Raw genomic sequence first — 19,900 nt, 5'->3', positions numbered from 1 at the left:
GTGTCCACAAAGGTTGTGCCAGCCGCTTGAACCTGTGGGAGCGAGCTTGCTCGCGAAGAGGTCAGCCCATTCAACATCATCGTTGCCTGACACTCCGCCTTCGCGAGCAAGCTCGCTCCCACATTGGAATGCGGTTCCCCTGTGGGAGCGGGCTTGCTCGCGAAGAGGCCAGCCCATTCAACATTATCGTTGCCTGACACTCCGCTTTCGCGAGCAAGCTCGCTCCCACATTGGAATTACAGCTCCCACATTTGCCATGCATCATTTCAATGCATCCGCCAACGGCAACCGCGCCATGTGCGTAGCCTTCAGCGACCCCAAATACAACCAGTCCCCATACTCGCGCGCTGTGGTGATCGGCGAGTAATTGCCGCTGCTGGCGTCCTGCAGATTGGCGATCACCTTGCCCTCAAGATCCAGCCCCAGGACGAACCCGCGTTTCTCCACCGGTTTTGGCAGCACCGTCAGCGCGCGCACGATCATCTTGCGCACCCGCGGATGCCCGGCGGTCCGATCGAGCAAGGCACTGCGCGGTGCATACAGCGCGACCCAGAAGCGGTTGCTGCCATTGAACGCGAGGTTGTCCGGCAGGCCGGGCAGGTTGTCGATGAACAGGTCATGGGTACCGGCTTTGGGTCCCGTCAGCCAGTAACGGCTGATGCGATAGGCGCCGGTTTCGTTGACCAGCACATAAGCGTCATCCGGGCCGAGGGTCACGCCGTTGGCGAACTGCAGTTTGTCCAGCAGCACGCTGGTCTTGCCGGTCTGAAAGTCATAGCGCAGCAGGCGCCCGTCACCGCCATGTTCAATGATCGCCTCACCGTCATGGCCGTAACCCCAACGGCTGCTGGCATCGCTGAAATAGGCGTAGTGCCCGGACTTGTCGATCGCCACGTCGTCGGTAAAACCGAAAGGCAGGCCATTGGCCTCGGTGGTCAGAGGAATCAACTGACCCTGGGCGTCGAGCGAGAGCAGACCCTTGACCCCGTCGGCAATCACCAGCAAACCGTTGGGATGCCGCGCCAGGCCCAGCGGCCGGCCGCCAGTGTCGCTCAGCACCTTGCGCTCCTTGCCATCGAGGCTGGTGCGGATCATTCGCCCGTCATGCAGGCCAGTGATCAGGTAATCGCCCTCCAGCAGCAGTGCTTCGGGGCCGTCGATGTCGCTCGGGCCAACCTGTTTGGCGGCCTTGAGCCGCTGGTTTTCCGCGTAGACCCCTTCGTTCAGTGACGGCGCCGCTGGCGGTTTCCACGCCACCGGCTGCACCTTGGTCGGCATCAGCAGCAGAAACGCGATGACGAGGATCACCAGCAGTAACAGCAGGCGCTTCATGAAAGGTGCCCGGTCAGCGTCAGGTGCCTGAGCGCCATGTCGCGCAGGGCCTGCATCGAGGTCGCCGATTCACGTTCGATGCGGCGCTTGAGCAACAGCAGATTGGCCAGGCGCATGCCCAGTCCCTCGAACCGGTAATCCAGAGTGCGCACGAACCGCGTGCCGTCGCCTTGCGCCGCGCACTCGTAGGTCAGCAACAGCGACAAGCCATGATCGCCCCGCGCCTGAGCGCACCAACGGCGACCGGGCAGGTATTCGGTGACCTCCCAGCGCAAATGGCCGGCGCGCCCGCCGGCATGAATGTCTTCTTCGAAACGCGCGCCAGCATGCAGCGGGCCTTGCGGTCCGTCGATTTTCAGCGACGACGGGTGCCACTCGGGCCAGTGGTTGACGCTGGCGGCGTAGCGGAGCACGGCGATCGGTTCGCCGGCGATATCGATCTGGTGCTGCATGCGGGTCATGGGCGATCTCGAATAGCGCAACGGGGCGGGTTGCGGGTCCCAGTACAGGGTGCCGAACAGGTAATCCATCAGCGGAAAAACGATATTGAAATTACGCTCCTGCATGCACTCGCGGCGGTGATGCAATTCGTGCAGATGACGCATCTGGCGGATCCACGGCAGGCGGGTCAGCAGATTGTGCGGTGGCAAATGCTCGCAGGCGTGAAACACCTCGTAGGTCAGATAACCCAGGACCATGCAGCCGCCGAACAGCCCGGCGACATTGGTGTTGAACTGCGCGAGCAGCCACCACAGCGGCAGGGTGAAAACCAGCGTATGCACGACGATCAGCCAGGCTGGAAACAGAATCACCCGCCAGTCGCGGGCGCCGTCATACGTCATGTGGCCGGGGGTGAAAAAGCTGTGATGGTCGCCCGCATGCCGGGCATAGAACAGCTTGGCCAAAGTCTTTTTGTGGTGACCGAGATGGCGATGAACCATGTACACGCCAAAGTTGAACAACAGCAGGGTCAGCGGCACGCTCAGCCATTCCAGCGGCTGCACCTGATGCGCGCTGCTCCAGAAGGCGCCGATCGCGAGTACGCCGAACAGCAGCACGAAGGCGCCGTGCAGCCACGGGTTGTACAACGGATGAATGGCCGCGCGATAGCGGCTGCGGAATGCCTCGGTGGTCTGCCTCACTGCGTTCACCTGTGGGTATTGTTGTTATACCCGGCAGATTAGCCGATCCGGCCGTTTGTGCAGGCCGGACCTTGAGGTCAGTTGCGCCATGCTCCGGTGTAAAGCGGCCGACTCAGCTCAGCGGGTTCCAGCGTTGCGACCAGTCGTCATCGGTGGCGATTACCTGGCGCAGCAGATCGAACGCCTGTTGCAGCGTCGCCGAGTCGCGCTCGCGGGCGTACACCAGATAGGTCGGGTAACCGAATTCCGGGGCTTTGGTGACCGCTTCCAGTGCGCCGGTTTCCAGATAGCTGCGCACCACACGGGTACGGAAGTAGCCACTGCCGCCATGTTCGAGGATGTATTGCAGGGCCAACGGGCCGAGGTTGAAACTCAGCGCGGCTTTGGCCTTCTCCGGCAGTGCGGCGTCGTGCTGGCGACGAAAATCCGGCCCCCAGTCGATGTAGACGTAGGGATCCGGGCGGTTCGGCGCACGCACCAGAATCAGTTTTTCTTCCAGCACCTGCTCAACCTGCAGGCCCGGCCAGTATTCCGGCTGATAGACCAGCGCGGCATCGAGCACGCCGAGTTCGAGTTGGCGCAACAGGTTTTCACCGTCGCGGATTTCCATGCGCAGGGCGTGGCCGGGAATCTTCTCGCGCAGTTCGGCGGCCCAGCTGAGCATCAACGGGTTGCACAGGCTGACTTCGCCGCCGATGTGCAGCACGTTGTGATAGCCGTCCAGCAACGGCAGGTCGCGCCGCGCGGCTTCCCAGGTCTGCACCAGTTGATTGGCGTAGACCACGAAGGCCTCGCCGTTGGCAGTCAGTTTCGCCCCGGCGCGGTTGCGCACGAACAGCGTACTGCCCAGCTGACTTTCGAGTTTCTGCACCCGGGCGGTGATCGCTGTCTGCGTGACGAACAGCTTCTGCGCCGCCGCCGCGAGACTGCCGTGGCGAACGATTTCCAGAAAGGTGCGGGCGAGGTCGATGTCCATGGGCGGGCCGGTGTCTGAGGTGCGGGCATTGTAAAGGCAAAAGCCCCTCACCCTAACCCTCTCCCGGAGGGAGAGGGGACTGATTGGGGAATATTGAAGAAATACACCGACTTGAGCGATCAGCGTTGAATCCATAATCGGCCGAGATATTCCAGGTCGATACTGGGCGCCAGACACTTTGGTCAGTTCCCTCTCCCTTGGGAGAGGGCCAGGGTGAGGGGAAGGCAGTCACCGCAAAATCAACTGGCCAACTCGGTCGAACGCACCCGCGCCCAGTCTTCCACCAATCGCGCCGGCGTGCCGCAGGCTTTGCGCTTGTAGACGAAGTGGCTGCACTTCTCGGCAAACTGGTTGCGGTTGTAGAGCATGTCTTCCTGCATCTCTTGCAGTTCGCTTTCCCGACATTGCTCGATCAGCACCTGATCCACGCGCAACTTGCGCTCGCGCACGGCAGCATAGGTCGGGTCGGTCAGCGCCGCGTTGGCCCGTTGCAACAACCACAAGGAAAACTCATCCGGGCAGCGCGGGCCGATTTCCTGGACCATGCCCAGTTGCAGCGCCTGCGTGGCACTGACCGGCAGGCAGGCCTGGGTCAGTTGCTCGGCCATCGCCGGGCCGACGGCGCGGGGCAGGCTGTAGGTCCAGTATTCCGAGCCATACAGGCCCATGCTTTTGTAATGCGGATTGAGCACGATGTCGGCCCGGGCAAACACGATGTCAGCAGCCAGTGCGAGCATCACGCCGCCGGCCCCGGCATTGCCGGTCACGCCGCTGACCACCAGTTGCCGCGCGCTGAGCAGTTCGGCGCAGACATCGTCGATCGCCTGAATATTCGCCCACGCTTCAGCGCCGGGGTCCTGCGCCGACTGGATCACGTTCAGGTGCACGCCGTTGGAGAAGCTGCCGCGCCCGCCCTTGATCAACAGCACGCGAGTGTCCCGAGACTTGGCCCAGCGCAGCGCTTCAACCATGCGCTGGCACTGTTCGGTGCTCATCGCACCGTTGTAGAACTCGAACGTCAGCTCGCCGACATGCCCGGATTCGCGGTAGCGGATCGGCTGATAGGCCTCGTCGTTGAACGGCTCGCTGGCGATCGACCAGTCGAGGGTCGGCACGCCGTTCAGTTGCCCGGCCAGCACATGCCGCGCCGGTTGCTTGAAGGTCTCCTCGCCGGGTAGCGGCTTGCGCCGCAACGAGCCGATCCACAGGCTGTGATCGCCGGTGGCGACCAGCACCGCGTCGTCATGCACCGCGAGGATTTTGCCGGGAATCCCGGTGCGCTGATCGAGGTGCGCGTCGTACACGTAATACTGCCCGCCGGCCAGGCTTGCCAAGACCCCGGGCTGGCCGTCCGCGGCGTCGATGCAGCGTTTGATGAACCGCGAGCAGTCGTGCCAGCTGAAGGTGCGGTCGTCCTGCTTCATGTTTGGCTGCAAGCGACCCCGGACTTTTGGGTCGGTGTAATCCAGTGCGACCGGAACGAAGCCGTCGATGAACTTCTCGACCACTTCGCGAATGCAGCGAATCGCCGCATCGCTGACCCGCCCGTTGTACAGCTCGGACTTGCGCAAGCCCGACGGCAGATTGAATTCGCAGGTGGCCCAGACCGGGCCGGCGTCCATTTCTTCCACCGCTTGCAGCGCGGTCACGCCCCAGCGTGTGAGTTCGTTGGTGATCGCCCAGTCCAGCGCGCTGGCGCCACGATCGCCGACGATGCCCGGGTGGATGATCACCACCGGGCGCCGCGCATTGCTCCACAGCGCCTGCGGTACGCGGTCCTTGAGGAACGGGCAGATCACCAGATCGGCGCCGCTGTGTTCGATCTGTTCGCACACCGACGCCTCGTCGGTGAACACCACGACGCTGGGCGAGTGCCCGGCCTGACGCAGTTCCAGCCAGGCGCGTTGAGTCAGGCCGTTGAAGGCCGATGACAGCAGAATAATCTTCAGTGATCGCATGGTTTTCTTCCTTGAAGGGATAGCCGCGGGCTCCCGGTGAGCCGTCCTTGGCGTTCGATGAAGCGCGCAGATTAGAGAGTGGCTGCGCGCGGGCAACTGATCAGGGTCAACGTTGTGTCAGTCAATATTTCTGCGGCGACGGAGCGCCTTATTCTCAAAGGTTTGCTTATCCTGATTTTTAATTACTTCAAATGTCCGCAACGCTATTGCACAGTCGCGCCTGATCAAGAGCCGGACGATCCCGGCAGAACGATGGTTTTTCGCAGCGGGTGGGACCCGTTTCAGGGAGCAAGGCATGGGGGATGTTCAAAACCCGCATTACCGGATGATTGGGCAAATGTTCCAAAAGGACTATCGCTGGCTGTGCGCTGCCGTTGGCCGCACGCTGGGTTGCCCGCACAGCGCACAGGACATCGCCTCGGAAACCTTTTTACGGGTGCTGGCCTTGCCGGACCCGAGCGCGATTCGCGAACCCAGGGCGCTGCTGACCACCATCGCCCGACGGTTGGTCTATGAAGGCTGGCGCCGCCAGGACCTGGAACGCGCTTATCTGGAAAGCCTGGCGCTGGCGCCGGAACCGGTGCATCCATCACCGGAAGAACGCGCGTTGGTGATCGAGGCGTTACTGGCGGTCGATCGCTTGCTCAATGGTTTGTCGGCCAAGGCCAAAGCCGCGTTTCTCTACCATCAGCTCGACGGTTTGACCTACAGCGAAATCGGCGAACGGCTCGGGGTTTCCACTAGCCGTGTGCAGCAGTACATGGTCGAAGCCTTCAAACGCTGCTATCAGGCGATGCAGGCATGAGGCCGGACGAGGCGGTGATCGACGAGGCGGCGCAGTGGATGGCGCTGTTGCAGTCCGGCGAAGCCAGTGCTGGCGAGCGCGCGGCATTCGAAGCGTGGCGCGCGGCTGACCCACGGCATCAGCGGATCATCGAACAAATGGGCGGTGGCCTGAACCTGCTGCGCAACCCGACCTTGCGCGGGCTGCCGCGCAACAGTCTGCTGCACAGCCTGAATGCGCCGTCGAGCCGGCGGCGCTTTGTCAGTGGCAGCTTGAGCGTGCTCGGCATCGCGGTGCTGGCCGGTCTGCTCGGGCGCCGCTATGGCTGGCTGCCGGAAGCGGGGGAGTTGGCGACCGGCACCGGCGAGCGGCGCGATTTCACCCTGGAGGATGGCAGTGCGCTGAGCCTGAATGCGCGGACGCGGGTGGTGGCGCGATTCGATGCGACTCAACGCTTGCTGGCGTTGCGCTCGGGTGAGTTGCTGGTGGACGTCACCAAGGATCCCGCGCGGCCGTTCGTGGTCGAGACCGAACATGGGCGGATGCGGGCGCTAGGGACGAAATTTCTGGTGCAACAGGGCGACGATTCTACGCGGCTGGTGATGCTGCATTCGCAGGTCGAAGTGGTCACCGCCGGCGGTGCGCGGCAGGTGGTGGAGGCGGGGGAAAGTCTGCTGTTCAACGCCCAGGACATTCTCGCCCTCGAACGCAGCAACGGTCAGGAAAGCGCATGGGTGCAAGGTTGCCTGGAAGTGCGCGACCGGCCGCTGAGCGAAGTGATCGAAAGCCTGCGCCGCTATCGCCGGGGCATTCTGCACCTGAGTCCCGAGGTGGCCGATCTGCGCCTGAGCGGCCTCTATCCGCTCGATGACAGCGACCGCACCCTGCAACTGCTGGAGCGCTCGCTGCCGATCCGCGTCACCTGGCACAACCCCTATTGGGTCAGCATCGGCGCGCGGTTATAGCGTCATAACTTCTTGGCCTAATCGCCGCCCTATAAAAAGCGCCGGCCCGCTGCTCATTCCCTGCAGACGCCTTCAACAGGGAAGCCCTTGATGATTTCATTCAAACAACAATTACCGCGCCTGACCCTCGCCGCCGCATTGGCGATGGGGCTAGGGCCGATCGCGGTGTATGCGCAGGATTCTGCGGCCCAGGTCTACACCTTCGACATCGCCAGCGGCCCGCTGGATGAGGTCTTGCTGGATATCTCACGCCAGACCGGCGTACCGATTTCCTTCAGCCAGAATCTGGTGCAAGGCAAGCGCAGCAGTGCGGTGCGCGGTGCGTTGGGCGGGCGTCAGGCCGTCGAGAAGGCCTTGCTCGGCAGCGGCCTGCAAGTCGAGCAAAGTGCCCAGGGCCTGAGCGTGCGTGAAGGCGCGGCGAGCACACCGGTGGCGGCCAAAGTCAGTGCCGTGGCCCCGGCGACCAGCGCCGATTACCGCATGGAAAAAGTCACCGTCACCGGCTCGCGAATCGCCCGTGCGCAGAGTGATGGCGCGACCCCGGTCAACGTCATCACCCATGAAGAAATGGAAGCGCGCGGCTACAAGAACGTCTACGACGCCTTGGCAACGCAGACGCAAAACACCGGCATGACCCAGGGCGAGGACTACGGCAACACCTGGCAGCCAGCAGCCAGCGCAATCAACCTGCGTGGCCTCGGCCCCAATCACACGCTGGTGCTGATCAACGGCCGGCGCGTCGCCGATTACCCGACGCCATACGATGGCAAGGTCAACTTCACCAACCTGGCGAACATTCCCTCGGCAGTCATCGACCGTATCGAAATTCTCAGCAGCGGCGCCTCGGCGATCTACGGTTCGGACGCGATTGCCGGGGTGGTCAACATCATCCTCAAGAAGCAGATCAATGGCATCGACGTCAATCTCAAGGGCGGCACCAGCGAGCGCGGCGGTGGCGACAATCAGCGCCTGCAAATCAGCGGCGGCGGCAGCTGGGGCGACTTCGACGGCTTGTTCGGCCTGGAGCTGACCAACCGCGATCCGATCTGGGCCGACGATCGCGGCTTCATGCAGAGCGGCCCGCTGGCGGATGTCGGTTACCGTCGCGACCTGAGCAACAACCGCTACCTCGGCCCCGGTTGCGGCGCCTATCAAGGCACTTTCGATAACAAGCTGCTGAACAACGCGGGTCGTTGCCGCACCGATCAGATGTACAACGATTACTGGACGATCCAGACGCAAAAGGAAAACTACGACGGCTACACCCGCGGCACCTGGCACTTCAGCGACAGCGGTCAGGTGTTTGCCGACTTGATGTATGGCCTCGATCACATCCAGAACAACACCCGTGGCCCGACTTTTACTTCGCCGGACTTCATCAACCAGAACAGCGGCAATCTCGAGCGCTGGTATCGCCGTTACGGTGAAGAGGAAATCGGTGGTCGCACCAGCAACAACAGCAAGTGGACCGACACTTCATGGACCGGCACCCTCGGCCTCTCGGACAAGATCGCCGACACCGGCTGGAGCTATGATCTGGCGGCCAACCGCTCGGAGTACCGCAGCGTCCGAACCACGCGCTACACGCCGCTGTCATCGATTCAGGATTTCTACCTCGGCCCGCAATTGGGCGTGAGTGGCGGTTATCCGGTGTTCGCCCCGGACGCCTCGCGCCTCGATCGCCCGCTGACGCCACAAGAGTGGGAGCAGTTTCGCAGCAACCTGACCCAGCGCAGCAAGTCGGTTTCCACCAGCTACAACGCCTCGATCAATGGCGACTTGTTTGACCTGCCGGCCGGCCCGGTCGGATTCGCCGGCGTGCTGGAAGCGGGCAAGCAGGAATATCGCGTCGACCCGGATGACGCGCTGAATAACGGCACCTTTTATGGCGTGAGCCCGGCGCAAAGCTCCGGCGGTTCGCGCAAGCGCTACGCGGCGGGCGGCGAGTTCAGCATTCCGGTCACCGATACCGTGCTGGCCACCGCCGCCGGGCGTTGGGATCAATACAAATTCAGCGGCCGCAGCGAGCAGCAGAAAACCTATAACCTCGGCCTCGAATGGCGCCCGATCACCAGTCTTTTGCTGCGCGGCAGTTACGGCACCAGTTTCCGCGCGCCGGACCTGAATTACCAGCAACGGTTACTACCCGGCGCAGATCGACTACTACGGTTGCAGCCAGGGCGTGCAGGGCGCGTGTGATCGTGGGCGGGTCGACTACACCCAGAGCGGCACCCCGGATCTTGCGTCCGAGCGCGGCAAATCCTGGACCTATGGGTTTGTCTGGTCGCCGTCGCGCCACTTCGATTTCTCCACCGATTTCTGGCGTGTAGAGATCGACGACCTGCTGACCACCGTCGACGAAAACCGCCTGTTGCAGCAAGAGAACGAATGCCGCAACGGCACCCAGGACATCAATTCGGCCAACTGCCAATCGACTCTGGCACGCATCGACCGCAATCCGGGCAGTGCCGCCATCGATCCGAATCAGCTGCAACGGGTGCGGGTCAACGCGATCAACGCCGCCAGCGAGCGGGTCAGCGGTCTGGACTTCAAGAGCAACATCCGCTGGAGCGCCGGTCAGTACGGGGCGTTCAGTTCGGCGCTGGGCTACACCCTGGTGCTATCGCATTACTACAAGGAGTCGGACGAAGCACCGACTCAGGACTGGCGCACCTCGCGCACCAACTACGACTGGCGCAGCAAGGTCAACGCCAGTCTGACCTGGGATTACCAGAAGGCCACGGCGACGCTGATGGGCATTCGCTATGGGTCGGTGACCAACGGCGCGGGTGACGGGCGTCTGTCGCCATGGACGGTGTTCAACGCCAGCGCCCGCTACAAACTCAACGACCGCGCCAGCGTCGGCCTGACCGTGAACAACGTGCTCAACCAGATCAAACACGATGACTCGGCTGGCTGGCCGTATTACCCGACCGGTAACTATGACCCGTACGGGCGGCAGTGGTGGCTGGATGTGAGTTATCACTTCGGCAGTTGAGCGCGCGGTATTCGTGGGTAATGTCCTACGGAAACAGGTCTGGATTTCGCAGAAACGGGGATATTTCCGACGACATTCTCAGGTTGGTCGTCGGAAGCGCGATCTATAGCATCGGACATGACATTGAAGTCGTAAACGGCTTGGACGCTCAGGCCTCTGATAACGGATGGATTATGCGAACTCCCCACCTCGAATACGAAACGCCTGCTTATTCCCATCGCCTTCACTGGCGCACCGATCGTGCCAGATGCCCCATGGAGGAGGTCACGATGCCCAGCGTCAAGGTACCCCGGCTGACGGGGGTGAAGAGGGCCGAGGGCAGACCTGTCGACTTGCTCGTGAATGGCCGGAACATAGGTGACGATGCCTTTCTGATCGTTGACCTGACCGACAAAGGTTTTGAGCTGAACGATGTCGTCAACATGCTTTCAACCTCTGAGCTTTATCTGCAAGGCGACATGGTCAAACGCATCACCGGCAAGTCAGTCAGCACCGTACGCCGATTACTGAAGGAAGGTAAAATGGTACGGCTTGACCCGCAGCAGAGCGTCGTCGCCTACCAATATGCCTTGGTGCTGGAAAAGGCGACTCGCGCCTTCGGGAGGCAGTCACGGGCCGAGGAGTGGCTGCGCAAGCCCAGCACCTACCTGAACGGTCGCGTACCGGTGGAGTTTATTCGGCATTCACTGGGGTTTCAGATGGTGGAGCAGTATCTGGGGCAACTGATATACGGGGTTTACACATGAATCCCTTGCCCTGGGACGAGCACTGGTATGCCTGGCGGCTGGACCCCGAGGTTTATGGCGGGACGTGGGACAGCGGGATGGGTTCGAATCTCAATGGTGGCCGATGGAACATACCGGGGCGGCGAGTCGTTTATGCATCAGTCGATCCGTCGTCGGCCATTCTGGAGGTGGCAGCCAATCACAGCTTTGATGCGCTGGACAGTGAACCTTATGTGCTCACGTGTTTTGAGGTCGTCAGCGAAGCAAAAGTGAAAATCGTCCAGCCGGAGGATGTGCCGAATCCTTATTGGTTGAGCCCCGCCAAGCCTTCCCCCAATCAACAACTGTTCGCCGATGCGTTGTTGGCAGAGCATCCGTTTGTACTGATCCCCTCGGCGGCAACCCGGCACTCGTGGAATCTGCTGGTGAGCTGCGAATTGGCTGAAGGGCAGTTCAGGATGGTTTCCCAGGAGCGGTTTGGGCTGGATACCCGGTTGCTGAGGGAGATGGAACTGGCTTGATCCACACCTGCCATTTTTTTTGCATAACCTCATCACCCAACGGTCTAAATCGAGCTCTATAAAACCCTGCTGTCCATTGCACATCCCTGCATAAACCAAAACGCAGGGATGGCTGTTCATGATCCATTTTTCACCCGTTAGATCCCGTTTGAGCCTGGCCTTGCTGCTGGCGATCAATACCTTGCCGGCAGTCGCTAGCGACGAACCCACGACCCAGTTGCAACGGGTGGAAGTCACCGGCTCGGCGATTCGCCGGGTCGATGCGGAAACCGCGGTGCCGGTCACCATTCTGCGAGTTGAAGAACTGCGCGAGCAGGGGGTGAGCACCACGGAAGAACTGGTCAGCCGGATTTCCGCCAACCAGTCCTCGGTCGGCTCCGGTCGTTCGGTGGGTTCGAGCAGCGGTGGGGCGTCGTATGCCGATTTGCGCGGTATCGGCCCGAACAAGACGCTGGTGCTGCTCAATGGTCGGCGGCTGAGCAACAACGCGACCAATGCGATCAATGGCTCCGGGGTTGACCTGAACACCATTCCGTTCGCCGCCATTGATCGCGTCGAAGTACTGCGTGACGGTGCTTCGGCGTTGTACGGCACCGATGCGATCGGCGGGGTGATCAACTTCATCACCAAGACCAGCCTCACGGAAGGCCAGCTCAGCACCAACTACGACACGCCGACCCATGCCGGCGGTGGTGAAAGTCGTAACTTCAGCGGCAGTTGGGGCTTCGGCGATTTGCAGGATGATCGTTTCAACGTGTTCGGCGTGGTCAGTCATGACAAGCAGCAACGCCTGGCTGCCGAGGATCGTGGCTACACCTACAACTACCAGCCGGGACGCGGCCTCGATTACACCTCCGGCACCGCATCGCCGGCCAACTGGAGTCAGGGCAGCAACGCCACCAACCCGCTGGCCAGTTCCGCTTGCAATGCACCGGGGTTGCTGGCGCGCAATGGCATCTGCCGCCAGAGCCTGTGGAACTACCTCGATCTGGTGCCGGAAACCGAGAAGACCTCGGCTTTCGCCAAAGCCACCGGCAAGCTCGCGGATGATCACAACGTCAGCCTCGAATACTTCTGGGCACGTAACGAAAACCGCACGCAGATCGGCCCCGGTACGCTGATGGGCAATCAGGTCAATCCCGGCACGACGTTCTATCCCGGTAACGGCATTACTCCCGGCCCCAACGGTTTCGCCCTCGACCCGACGCAACCGGTGGATGTGAACTGGCGCGAAACCGCCGTAGGCGCGCGCCAGCACGAAGACGACAACACCGGCCAGCGTTTGCTGTTGAGTTTCGACGGCAGCGTGGTCGGTTGGGACTACAACGTCGGCGCGTCGTACAACCAGAACAAAGTGGTCAATGCCATCGAGGCCGGCTACGTCAATGACCGCGCCGTCAGCGCCGGTATTGCCAACGGCATCATCAACCCGTTTGGCGCGCAGACCGCTGCCGGGCAGGCGCTGCTAGCGGCCAATGCGGTGGACGGCGATTACTCGACGGCAGTGGGGCGGGTGAAGGCGATTGATGGACGTGTCAGTCGCGAGATCGGTGACTGGTTCGGCGCCGGTCCTTCGGCACTGGCGCTGGGTGGCGAATACCGCAAGGAAGATTTCCATCAGGACTTCGCCCAGTTCGCCGCCGACGTGCAGAGCCTGGGTGTCGACCCCAATGCCAGTGTCGCCGGTGATCGCAGCGTCTCGGCGCAGTACGCCGAGGTCAACGTGCCGGTGCTCGACAGCCTCGAATTGTCCGCCGCCGTGCGCCACGACAAGTACAGCGACTTCGGCAGCACCACCAACCCGAAGTACTCGTTCCGCTTCCAGCCGTTCAAGGAACTGGTGGTGCGCGGCGCCTACAGTGAAGGTTTTCGCGCACCGTCACTGTACGAGTTGTACAACCCCAACTTCACGACGTTCACCGTCGCCAATTACAACGACCCGCGACTGTGTGCCGGTGGCAACCCGAGCAACGGCGGGATCGCCAACCGCGACTGCGCCCAGCAGTTCTACAGCCGCACCGGTGGCAATACGGACCTCAGTCCGGAAACCGCGCGCAACGTCACCCTCGGTTTCGTCTATCAGCCGTTCGAACGTCTGACCACCGGGCTGGATTTCTGGTGGATCAACATCGCCAACCAGATCGCCGAATTCCCCGAATCGGCGGTGTTCGAAAACCCGGAGCTGTATCCGGATCGTCTGGTGCGCAAGCCGGACGGCTCCATAGATCACATCGTTACCGGCCTGGCCAACCTCGGCAAGATCAAGACCAATGGCGTCGACGTCAGCTTCGACTACCGTTTGCCGAGCACTCCGTACGGCAACTTCGGGATCGGCCTGCAGGGCACCTATGTCAGTCGGTACGAGTACCAGCAGCAGCTCAAGGGCGACTACATCGACAAGCTCGGCGATTTCCGCGGCGGCGACTTTTCCTCGGCCGGTGCCGTGGCCCGCTGGCGCCACAGCCTGACCGGCAGCTGGAATTACGGCCCCTACGGTATCGCCCTGACCAACCGCTACACCAGCGGTTACCACGACTCCGACCGCGAGACCCACGATTACGTTGGTTCGTACAACGTCTGGGATCTGGCCGGCACCTACACCTGGCGTAAAACCCTCAGCGTGACCCTCGGCGCGAAGAACCTGTTCGACCGCGAGCCACCGTTCAGCAACCAGACCTACACCTTCCAGAGCGGCTACGACCCGAAATACGGCGACCCGTTCGGGCGGACGCTGTACACACGGGTCAATTACAAGTTCTGAGAATGCCCAGAGGCGGCGGGTTTTAGTCACTTATTGATCTAAGCCTGCTCTATAAAAATCGCCGGCCTGTTGCACATCACAGGTAGGCAGGATGTTGGGTGACTGTACTGGCCTATTCGCGAGCAAGCCCGCTCCCACGGGGAATCTGCGGTGAGCACAACTTCCTTGTGGGAGCGGGCTTGCTCGCGAAGAGGCCAGTAGCAACACCCTGCAAAAAGGATCTGCCAATGCTATCCAGGCTCATTCTGTTCAGCGCTTTTGCGCTGCTAAGCCCATTCAGTTGGGCCGTCCCGCAACCTGCCCTCACGGTCTATGGCGAAGCCCCCAAATACGCCCCGGACTTTCAACACCTGGCCTACGCCAACCCCAACGCCCCCAAGGGCGGGACACTGCGCCGCTCCTCACTGGAAAGCGGTCCGTTCGATCACCTGATTCCGTACATCGACAAAGGCACCGGTGTCGCCGACATCGATGGCTGGCTCTACGCGCCGCTGGCCTATCGCAGCAAGGACGAACCCTATAGCGTCTACGGCCTGGTGGCGCAGCAGATGGAACTGGATGCGGATCGTCGCTGGCTGCGCTTCTACCTCAATCCCAAGGCCCGGTTCGACGACGGCACGCCAATCACTGCCGAAGACGTGCGTTACACCTTCGAGCTGTTCACCACTCAGGGCAGCCTCAAATATCGCCAGCAGTTTAGTGACGTCGCCGACGTAGTGGTGGAGTCGCCAACGCAAGTGCGCTTCAACTTCAAGAACAACGACAGCCGCACCTTGCCGCTGGATCTGGCGACGCTGCCGGTGTTGCCCGAGCACTGGTGGCGTACGCGCAACTTCGCCGAGGGCGCCGGTTTCGAGATCCCGCCGGGCAGCGGCCCGTACCGGATCAGCGCGGTGGATGCCGGGCGCAGCGTGAAATTCCAGCGTGTTGCCGACTGGTGGGCCAAGGACCTGCCGATCACTCGCGGCCTGTATAACTTCGATCACCTGAGCGTGGAATTCTTCGCCGACACCGATGTTTCCCGGCAAGTGCTCAAGGCCGGTGGCTTCGATTACAACCGCGAGTTTTCCGCGACCAGTTACACCATCGGCTATGCCGGCGCGGCGCTGGAGCAGGGCAAATTGCTTCGCGAACATCTGGCGCCGGGTGCTGCGCAAGGTTCGCAGGGTTTCGTGTTCAACCTGCAAAAAACCATGTTTCAGGATCGCCGGGTGCGGCAGGCGATCGCCATGCTCTGGGATTTCGAATGGAGCAATCGGCAAATGATGCGCAGCATGTACCTGCGCCAGCGCAGTTACTTCTCGCACAGTGCGTTGTCGGCCACCGAGTTACCGGATGCCGAGGAGCTGAAAATCCTCGAGCCGTGGCGCGGCAAGATCCCCGACGAGGTATTCACCGAGGTATTCGAAGCGCCGAAAACCGACGGCAGCGGCAACATCCGCGCCGAGCAGTTGCAAGCGTTGAAACTGCTGGAAGCCGCCGGCTGGAAAACCCGTGGTGATCAGTTGGTGAACGCCAATGGCGAGCCGCTGCAGTTCACTTTTCTCAACGGTCAGAAGGGCTTTGAACGGCTGCTGCTGCCGTTCAAGCGCAACCTGGCGCAGATCGGTATCGGCTTCGATATTCGCCAGGTCGACACCGCGCAATACACCAACCGCGTGCGCAATCGCGACTACGACATGATCGTGGTCGGCTACCCGGTGAGTCAGGCGCCGGGGCGCGAGATGTTCAATTACTTGGGTTCCGACGGTGCCGACGATCCCGGCTCGAACAACTACATGGTGCTGCGTGATCCTGCGGTCGATGCCTTGCTCGAAGGGCTGGTGCAGGCCGACAACCGCGAAAGCCTGTTGCGCAATGCCCATGCCCTGGATCGGGTGTTGCAGTGGGGCTATTACTGGATTCCCAATTACTACCCACCGGGAATTTCCACGGTGTGGTGGAACCGTTTTGGTCGTCCGGCGACGGCGCCGTTGTATGACGCCGGACTCGATACCTGGTGGGAAATCAGCCCGACCGCGCTGACCGCCACGCAGATGCAGCAACAGCAAAAGGAGTACGCCCATGTTGGGTTATAGCCTGCGGCGTCTGCTGCTGATCGTGCCGACGTTGCTCGCCATTCTGCTGGTCAACTTCGTCATCGTGCAGGCCGCGCCGGGTGGCCCGGTGGAACAGGCGATTGCCCGGTTGCAGGGCATTGGTGTCGGCGCGGCGGTGGGCGGTGGTCATGTTGAAACCATCGGTGGCGAATCCCGCGCCACCCGGGGTCTCGACCCGAAACTGGTGGCCGACATCGAGCGTCAGTACGGCTTCGATAAACCGGCCGGTGAGCGCCTGTGGTTGATGCTCAAAAGCTACGCGCAGCTGGATTTCGGTCAGAGCTTTTTCCGTGGTGCCAGCGTCACCGAACTGATCTGGCAGAAGCTGCCAGTGACCTTGTCACTGGGCTTGTGGGCCACGTTGATCACTTACCTGGTGTCGATTCCGCTGGGCATCCGCAAGGCCGTGCACAACGGTTCGGCGTTCGATGTCTGGAGCAGCGTGGCGATCATCGTCGGCTACGCGATGCCGGGGTTTCTGTTTGCTCTGCTGCTGATCATCGTGTTTGCCGGCGGCAGCGCGCTGGACTGGTTTCCGGTACGCGGACTGGTCTCGGACAACTTCGCCGAGCTGTCGCCGTGGGCCAAGGTCGCGGACTACTTCTGGCATCTGGTGTTGCCGGTCACCGCGCTGGTCATCGGTGGATTCGCCACGCTGACCATCCTCACCAAAAACAGCTTTCTCAACGAGATCTCGCGGCTGTATGTGGTGACGGCGCGGGCCAAGGGCCTGAGTGACCGTCAGGTGCTGTACGGCCATGTGTTTCGCAACGCGATGCTGCTGGTGGTGGCCGGGCTGCCCCAAGCGCTGGTAACGGTATTTTTCGGCGGCTCGCTGCTGATCGAAGTGATCTTCTCGCTGGATGGCCTCGGTCGCCTGAGTTACGAAGCGGCGGTGTCCCGCGATTACCCGGTGGTGTTCGGTTCGCTGTTCATCTTCACCCTGTTCGGCCTGCTGATAAAACTCCTCGGCGACCTGTGCTACACGCTGGTCGACCCGCGCATCGACTTCACCGCGAGGACTGCCTGATGCTGACCTTATCTCCCATAGGACAGCGCCGTTGGGCGCGATTCAAGGCACATCGACGTGGCTGGTGGTCGTTGTGGCTGTTTTTACTGTTGTTCGGCCTGAGCCTGGGCGGCGAGCTGATCGCCAATGACAAACCGTTAATGGTCGAGTATCAGGGCCAGTGGTACTTCCCGGCGTTCAAGCGCTACACCGAGCAGGATTTCGGCGGTGAACTGCCGTTCCAGCCGGACTATCGCAGCGCGCAGGTGCGGCAACTGATCGAGGGGCAGGGCGGGCGGATGTGGTTTGCGCCGATCCCGTTCGGTTTCGATACGGTGAATTACGACCTGACTGAACCGGCACCGAGTCCACCGAGCGGCGAGAACTGGCTGGGCACCGACGATCAGGCGCGGGATGTGCTGGCGCGGGTGATCTTCGGTACGCGGGTGTCACTGCTGTTTGCCTTGGCGCTGACCGCCGCCAGTGCGCTGATCGGCATTGCTGCCGGGGCCTTGCAAGGCTATTACGGCGGTTGGGTCGATCTGCTCGGGCAGCGATTGCTGGAGGTGTGGTCGGGGCTGCCGGTGTTGTATCTGCTGATCATCCTGTCCGGGTTCGTCGAGCCGAATTTCTGGTGGCTGTTGGGGATCATGGCGCTGTTTTCCTGGCTGAGTCTGGTCGATGTGGTGCGCGCCGAGTTCCTGCGCAGCCGCGGTCTGGAATACGTGAAAGCCGCGCGGGCGCTGGGGGTTGGCGATGCGCAGGTGATCAGTCGGCACATCTTGCCCAACGCCATGAGTGCGACCCTGACCTATTTGCCGTTCATTCTTACCGGAGCGATCGCGACCTTGTCGGCGCTGGATTTTCTCGGTTTCGGCATGCCCGCCGGCAGCGCCTCGCTGGGCGAATTGATTGGCCAGGGCAAGAGCAATCTGCAAGCGCCGTGGTTGGGGCTGACGGCGTTTTTTGCCTTGGCGCTGATTCTTTCTCTGTTGGTGTTCATCGGTGAGGCCTGCCGAGATGCTTATGATCCGAGGGCTTGAGATGAGCGATAACCTGATTGAAATCCGCGACCTGCGTGTGGCATTCAACGGCCAGCCAGTGGTGCATGGCATCGACCTCGATATTCGTCCGGGCGAATGTCTGGCGCTGGTCGGGGAGTCTGGCTCCGGCAAATCGGTGACCGCCCACAGCATCCTGCAATTGCTTGACCCGAACATCACGCGGATCGATGGCAGCATTCGTTATGCCGGTGAAGAGCTGCTCGGTGTGCATGAGCGCTATCTGCGCCAGTTACGGGGCAACCGCATCGCGATGATTTTTCAGGAGCCGATGAGTTCACTGAATCCACTGCATACCATCGAGCGGCAACTCGGTGAGAGCCTGGCGTTGCACAAAGGCCTGGCCGGCGCGCAAGCCCGTGAACGGATTCTTGAACTGCTCGAACTGGTGGGGATTCAGAAACCGCGCGAACGGCTCAAGGCCTATCCGCATCAACTCTCTGGAGGTCAACGCCAGCGGGTGATGATTGCCATGGCGCTGGCCTGCGAGCCGCAACTGCTGATCGCCGACGAGCCGACCACGGCGCTGGATGTGACGGTGCAGCGCAGGATTCTGTTGCTGCTCAAAGACTTGCAGCAGCGGCTCGGCATGGCGCTGTTGATCATCAGTCATGACCTGAATCTGGTGCGCACCATTGCGCAGCGGGTGGCGGTGATGCGCAGTGGGCGGATCGTCGAGCAGGCGTCGTGCGAGCAGCTGTTCCGTGCGCCGCAGCATCCGTACAGCATCGAATTGCTCAACGCCGAGCCGGGGGGCGAAGCGCTGTGCCGGGATGTGGCGCAGGATTTGTTGCAGGTGCGCGATCTGCATGTGCGTTTTCGCCTGGGCGGCGGTTGGCTGCGGCCGAAGACTTGGCTGCAGGCGGTCAAGGGCATTGATCTGAACCTGCAGCGCGGCAAAACGCTGGGGATTGTCGGCGAGTCGGGGTCGGGCAAGTCGACCTTGGGCCAGGCGATTTTGCGCCTGATCGACGCCGAGGGCAGCATTCGCTTTGCCGGTGAGGCGCTGGAGCAGCTGAGTGGCAAGCAACTGCGGCCGCTACGCAAACGCCTGCAAGTGGTGTTTCAGGACCCGTTCGGCAGTCTCAGCCCGCGCTTGTGTGTGGAGCAGATCATTGCCGAGGGCTTGCAGGTACACAGCGACTTGAATGCTGCCGAGCGTGAGCAGGCGGTGATCGATGTGCTGCGCGAAGTCGGTCTCGATCCGGCGACCCGACATCGCTATCCACACGAGTTTTCCGGTGGCCAGCGGCAACGGATTGCCATCGCTCGGGCGCTGGTGCTCAAGCCTGATTTGATTCTGCTCGATGAGCCGACCTCGGCACTGGATCGCACGGTGCAGAAGCAGATCGTTGCTTTATTGCGGCGGTTGCAGGAAGAGCATGGGCTGACTTATCTGTTCATCAGCCATGACCTGGCGGTGGTGCGGGCGTTGGCCCATGACCTGATTGTGATGAAGGATGGCGAAGTGTTGGAGCGTGGCGAGACCAGTGCGCTATTCAGCGATGCGCAGCATCCCTATACGCAGGAACTGCTGGCGGCATCATTTGCTGGGTGATGACAGTTCCA

General features: G+C 61.7%; 13 protein-coding genes and 1 pseudogene. 10 read left to right on the top strand and 4 right to left on the bottom strand.

What is annotated here, in order from left to right:
- Positions 1 to 261: 261 nt before the first annotated feature.
- From QMX91_RS07400 to QMX91_RS07385, 4 genes are all read right to left on the bottom strand, one after another.
- Positions 262 to 1,332: an SMP-30/gluconolactonase/LRE family protein gene (locus tag QMX91_RS07400; RefSeq protein ID WP_135295933.1), complete on the bottom strand. Its 1,071-nt coding sequence runs from the start codon at positions 1,330 to 1,332 to the stop codon at positions 262 to 264.
- Entirely contained in the window at positions 1,329 to 2,474 is a 1,146-nt protein-coding gene (locus QMX91_RS07395; RefSeq protein ID WP_282412489.1) for an SRPBCC family protein, read from the bottom strand. The genes QMX91_RS07400 and QMX91_RS07395 overlap by 4 nt, the downstream gene beginning before the upstream one ends.
- A gap of 112 nt (positions 2,475 to 2,586) precedes the next feature.
- Positions 2,587 to 3,450, bottom strand: coding sequence for a LysR family transcriptional regulator (locus QMX91_RS07390; RefSeq protein WP_095136762.1), 864 nt, complete (start codon positions 3,448 to 3,450; stop codon positions 2,587 to 2,589).
- A 239-nt stretch (positions 3,451 to 3,689) separates the two neighbouring features.
- Positions 3,690 to 5,408, bottom strand: coding sequence for a hydrogenase maturation protein (locus QMX91_RS07385; RefSeq protein ID WP_282412488.1), 1,719 nt, complete (start codon positions 5,406 to 5,408; stop codon positions 3,690 to 3,692).
- A 295-nt stretch (positions 5,409 to 5,703) separates the two neighbouring features.
- On the opposite strand from QMX91_RS07385, the gene QMX91_RS07380 reads away from it, so the two are divergent.
- From QMX91_RS07380 to QMX91_RS07335, 10 genes and pseudogenes are all read left to right on the top strand, one after another.
- Complete coding sequence (locus tag QMX91_RS07380; RefSeq protein ID WP_135295930.1) at positions 5,704 to 6,213, top strand: sigma-70 family RNA polymerase sigma factor; 510 nt, start codon at positions 5,704 to 5,706, stop codon at positions 6,211 to 6,213.
- Entirely contained in the window at positions 6,210 to 7,157 is a 948-nt protein-coding gene (locus QMX91_RS07375; protein WP_282412487.1) for a FecR family protein, read from the top strand. The genes QMX91_RS07380 and QMX91_RS07375 overlap by 4 nt, the downstream gene beginning before the upstream one ends.
- Before the next feature lie 90 nt (positions 7,158 to 7,247).
- Positions 7,248 to 10,155, top strand: a pseudogene (locus QMX91_RS07370) (TonB-dependent receptor).
- 269 nt (positions 10,156 to 10,424) lie between these two features.
- A complete protein-coding gene (locus QMX91_RS07365) occupies positions 10,425 to 10,901 on the top strand; it encodes an MbcA/ParS/Xre antitoxin family protein (RefSeq protein WP_282412486.1) in 477 nt (158 codons plus the stop codon).
- Positions 10,898 to 11,401 carry an RES family NAD+ phosphorylase gene (locus QMX91_RS07360; RefSeq protein WP_027613695.1) on the top strand — a complete coding sequence of 168 codons (504 nt, stop codon included), beginning with the start codon at positions 10,898 to 10,900 and terminating at the stop codon, positions 11,399 to 11,401. Before QMX91_RS07365 ends, QMX91_RS07360 begins: the two co-directional genes overlap by 4 nt.
- 118 nt (positions 11,402 to 11,519) lie before the next feature.
- Positions 11,520 to 14,162: a TonB-dependent receptor gene (locus QMX91_RS07355; RefSeq protein WP_282412485.1), complete on the top strand. Its 2,643-nt coding sequence runs from the start codon at positions 11,520 to 11,522 to the stop codon at positions 14,160 to 14,162.
- A gap of 227 nt (positions 14,163 to 14,389) precedes the next feature.
- A complete protein-coding gene (locus tag QMX91_RS07350) occupies positions 14,390 to 16,240 on the top strand; it encodes an extracellular solute-binding protein (protein ID WP_282412484.1) in 1,851 nt (616 codons plus the stop codon).
- Positions 16,227 to 17,291, top strand: a complete 1,065-nt coding sequence (yejB, locus tag QMX91_RS07345; protein ID WP_282412483.1) for a microcin C ABC transporter permease YejB — start codon at positions 16,227 to 16,229, stop codon at positions 17,289 to 17,291. Before QMX91_RS07350 ends, yejB begins: the two co-directional genes overlap by 14 nt.
- A complete protein-coding gene (locus QMX91_RS07340; RefSeq protein WP_135295925.1) occupies positions 17,291 to 18,313 on the top strand; it encodes an ABC transporter permease in 1,023 nt (340 codons plus the stop codon). Before yejB ends, QMX91_RS07340 begins: the two co-directional genes overlap by 1 nt.
- A 1-nt stretch (position 18,314) precedes the next feature.
- Positions 18,315 to 19,889 carry an ABC transporter ATP-binding protein gene (locus QMX91_RS07335; protein ID WP_282412482.1) on the top strand — a complete coding sequence of 525 codons (1,575 nt, stop codon included), beginning with the start codon at positions 18,315 to 18,317 and terminating at the stop codon, positions 19,887 to 19,889.
- Positions 19,890 to 19,900: the final 11 nt, after the last annotated feature.

This window comes from Pseudomonas sp. PS01299 (genome assembly GCF_029960145.1).
Classification (GTDB): Bacteria; Pseudomonadota; Gammaproteobacteria; order Pseudomonadales; family Pseudomonadaceae; genus Aquipseudomonas; species Aquipseudomonas putida_A.
This window is presented reverse-complemented; position numbering and strand designations above follow the sequence as displayed.